The organism is Vibrio sp. bablab_jr001, assembly GCF_016464285.1.
GTDB lineage: Bacteria > Pseudomonadota > Gammaproteobacteria > Enterobacterales > Vibrionaceae > Vibrio > Vibrio fluvialis.
In genome coordinates this window covers 1-2946 of the sequence record NZ_JACDWZ010000014.1, presented here as the reverse complement: position 1 = coordinate 2946, position 2946 = coordinate 1, and the positions used below count along the sequence as shown (strand labels likewise).

At 45.7% G+C, this 2946-nt stretch carries 4 protein-coding genes and 1 pseudogene; all 5 read left to right on the top strand.

Annotated features, from left to right (window positions below; all coding sequences use genetic code 11):
- Window positions 1-358, top strand: a pseudogene (locus JIG40_RS00910) (hypothetical protein); the annotation flags it as partial.
- A 3-nt stretch (window positions 359-361) separates the two neighbouring features.
- The gene (locus tag JIG40_RS00905) at window positions 362-895 is read left to right on the top strand and encodes a tail fiber assembly protein (protein ID WP_199464626.1); all 534 of its coding nucleotides are present in this window, start codon (window positions 362-364) and stop codon (window positions 893-895) included.
- Window positions 896-1058: 163 nt separating this feature from the next.
- Window positions 1059-2057, top strand: coding sequence for a hypothetical protein (locus JIG40_RS00900; RefSeq protein ID WP_199464625.1), 999 nt, complete (start codon window positions 1059-1061; stop codon window positions 2055-2057).
- A complete protein-coding gene (locus JIG40_RS00895; protein ID WP_199464624.1) occupies window positions 2054-2461 on the top strand; it encodes a hypothetical protein in 408 nt (135 codons plus the stop codon). The genes JIG40_RS00900 and JIG40_RS00895 overlap by 4 nt, the downstream gene beginning before the upstream one ends.
- Before the next feature lie 131 nt (window positions 2462-2592).
- On the top strand, window positions 2593-2946 hold a 354-nt coding region (locus JIG40_RS00890; protein WP_199464623.1), incomplete at its 3' end, for a glycoside hydrolase family protein.

The window sequence follows — 2946 nt, the reverse complement described above, 5'->3', positions numbered from 1 at the left end:
TTTTCCGGAGTTTGTCAGTGCTGGAACTGGAATGATTGATTTCCCAGAAACGGGCGGTGAGTTCTTCCGTGTGCTTGACCAAGGGCGTGGGATTGATTCAGGACGAGCATTTAGCAGTGTTCAGCTTGATGCATTTCAAGGGCATTCGAGAATTTTAAGACGTAGCGGCGGCGGTTCAGATACAGTGCATGGTCAGGTTGGTGTGGCTCAAGGTGGTAGTTACAACGTGCCTATGGCACAAGGTACTGGAGATGCGTGGAAACCTGGTGAATATAACGATGATGGCCACGGAACTCCACGTGTGGGCTATGAAACCCGTCCTCGCAACTTAGCGTTTCCGATCTTAGTAGAGGTGTAACGAATGAAATATTGGACAGTAAACAAAGAAACCAATGAAATTATTGGGGCTGGAGACACTGACAAATGGAACATGCCTCGTAACGTTCTGTTGATTGAACCTCTACCTGCAAAAAAAGGTTTTGCAGTAATCGCCAACGCTGATTTAAGTGGCACTGAATACATGGTCGATTTTCGAGGGAAAACCATCTACAGCAAGCCTGACCCATTGCAAAGCAAACAAGTCGAACGACTTGGTGAAATTGAAGATAGCTGGACACTCAAAAAGCCCGAAACCAGTTTTGACATATGGAATGAAGCGCTGGACAACTGGCAAACGGATTTGCAGACACAGTACGACGCGCAGGTACAACGTATTAACGATACCCGTCAAAACCTCTATACGCAGATTGTGGATCGCCTGAACAATGAAGCGAAAATGATTCGCCGTATCGAAGGCAACGAAGCCAAAGCCACGGATTATGAAGCGCAGGCGGATGCAGCTTACATGAAAATTCGAGCCGACAACCCTTGGCCTGTTGCACCAATCACTGAATAAAAGGCTATGTGAACCATCAAAGATACACGGGCGTTAACCGCAGAAAGGACGAGCTTAGCAAATATTTACCTTGCCCTTTTCGTTGAGCAAATTTTTGCCTCGGAAATTTTGCGATTATGATATGGGCATAAAAGTATAAACGTCAGAGAATGTCCTTAATCCCATGTTCGATAAACAAAAAATCTACCAGTGTCCGGTTGGTGAAAATCCAGAAATCGGAAAGTGTGCGTCTTGTGTGATGGAAAGAGAGCTAGCTAAATCAGCTGCGCTTTTGAAAACAGCCGAAGCAAAAAACGTATCCAGCGGAACTGCATTTTCCGATTTGAAGCCACAACGTGAACCCGAAGTGACAAAGATGTCGACGAAAGAACGTCTTGCAGTGCAAAGGCAGCAAAACATTGAAGCCAACGATCAGGCGTATGAAATGGTTCAGGCGAGACAAAAAGTTTCACCCCAAAACATGTATTGGCCCCCATATAACCCCACCGCGCCTGAAGGTGAAAAATATATTGATGTTGAATACGTCGAGTCTATTGTCAGCATTGCCGTATTGTCTCTGGAGGAAGCTCAAGAATTTTACCAGAACCTGGGCGGCAAAGAGACCATCAGCAATGTTCGGAGTTATAGTGATTTAACTAAAGGTGGGGCAGAAGCTTACGCCACAGCAAAAGGCTTGGGTGGTTTGGGCGTTAAAGCCTCTACGAAAAATATCAATGGGAAAGACTGGGTGATCATCCGTGATTTTCGCAAACACCAACAGACATTGATGAAAGGCAACAAATGGGGAGCGAACAACCCTAAAGTTATCCAGGCAGGCTTGGGACTGAACGATCTAAAGGGCGCAACCAGATATGTGAAATTCAACGTGGGTATCGAAATCGCGTTTGCTATTGGAATCAATGCTGCCGACTATATTCTGCGTGATGACGCGACCTTAACAGAGCTTGGCGTAAACACAGCGGGTGACTTAGCAAAAGGCTTTATAGCCCTGGCAGGTGCAGCATTATTTACTGCAGCGGTACCAGTTACTATGAGCGTAATGGCTACAGGAATGCTGTTTGCAGCAGTTTCTTTTTTGATAGGGCAAGGGCTAGATATAGCAGACAAAGAGCTCGGCTATAGCACGAGCATTACTACAGCAGTTAAGGAATATTTTCAGTGAATTACGTTAGATTGGTCTTATTTTCAGTTTCTACTGTGGTTGCCTTCTTTTTTGTCGAAGATAGCCTTCAAATGGCATTTTCTGACGATCGAGTTATAGAGATTTCTGGTCTACTAAACATATGGGCAAGCTATACCATATTGCTGGTTAGCCCCTACTTCTTGATGCATACATTAAAGAATATGTTCAACTCTTCTTGGTATCTGGGAAACGCGAATAAAATAGTAATCTTGCTAATTATGATTGTTGCTCCAGTGACAGCGATGGCAACTTTCAGTCAATCAAAGGCGAATGTAGCCAACTATGTTGAATGTAAACACGAGCGTAAAGTCTCCAGTCGATACTCCAGCCGTACCTATGCCATTAATGACGAAATTTGTGCCACTCTGAAAGACAGCAAGTAAACATAAACAGATGAAAGCCAATGCTCATTGGCTTTCAAACTTTCTACATCCCCCATCTAGAAACCGCTTCAATATCAGTCAGTAATTCCGGGCGATACACTGGCCTTTGTTCATTCAACGAAGGCTAAACCATGAAAGCACTGGCAACCCAACTCATCAAAAAACACGAAGGGATGCGGCTGAAACCTTACCGCTGCAGCAATCAAAAACTCACCATTGGCTACGGCCGCAACCTGCAGGATAACGGCATCAGCCAACAAGAAGCGGAAGCGCTGCTTCAACACGACCTTGATGCCGCGGTGAAAGACGCAGAAACGCTGCCGTATTTCGCGTCGCTTAACGAAGCGCGTCAGGCGGTGATCGTCGACATGATTTTCAACCTTGGCCTGCCCCGTTTTGGCATGTTCAAGAAAATGATCGCCGCCATCGAGCAGCAACTCTGGCATGTTGCCGCCAACGAAATGCTCAACAGCCGCTGGGCGCGT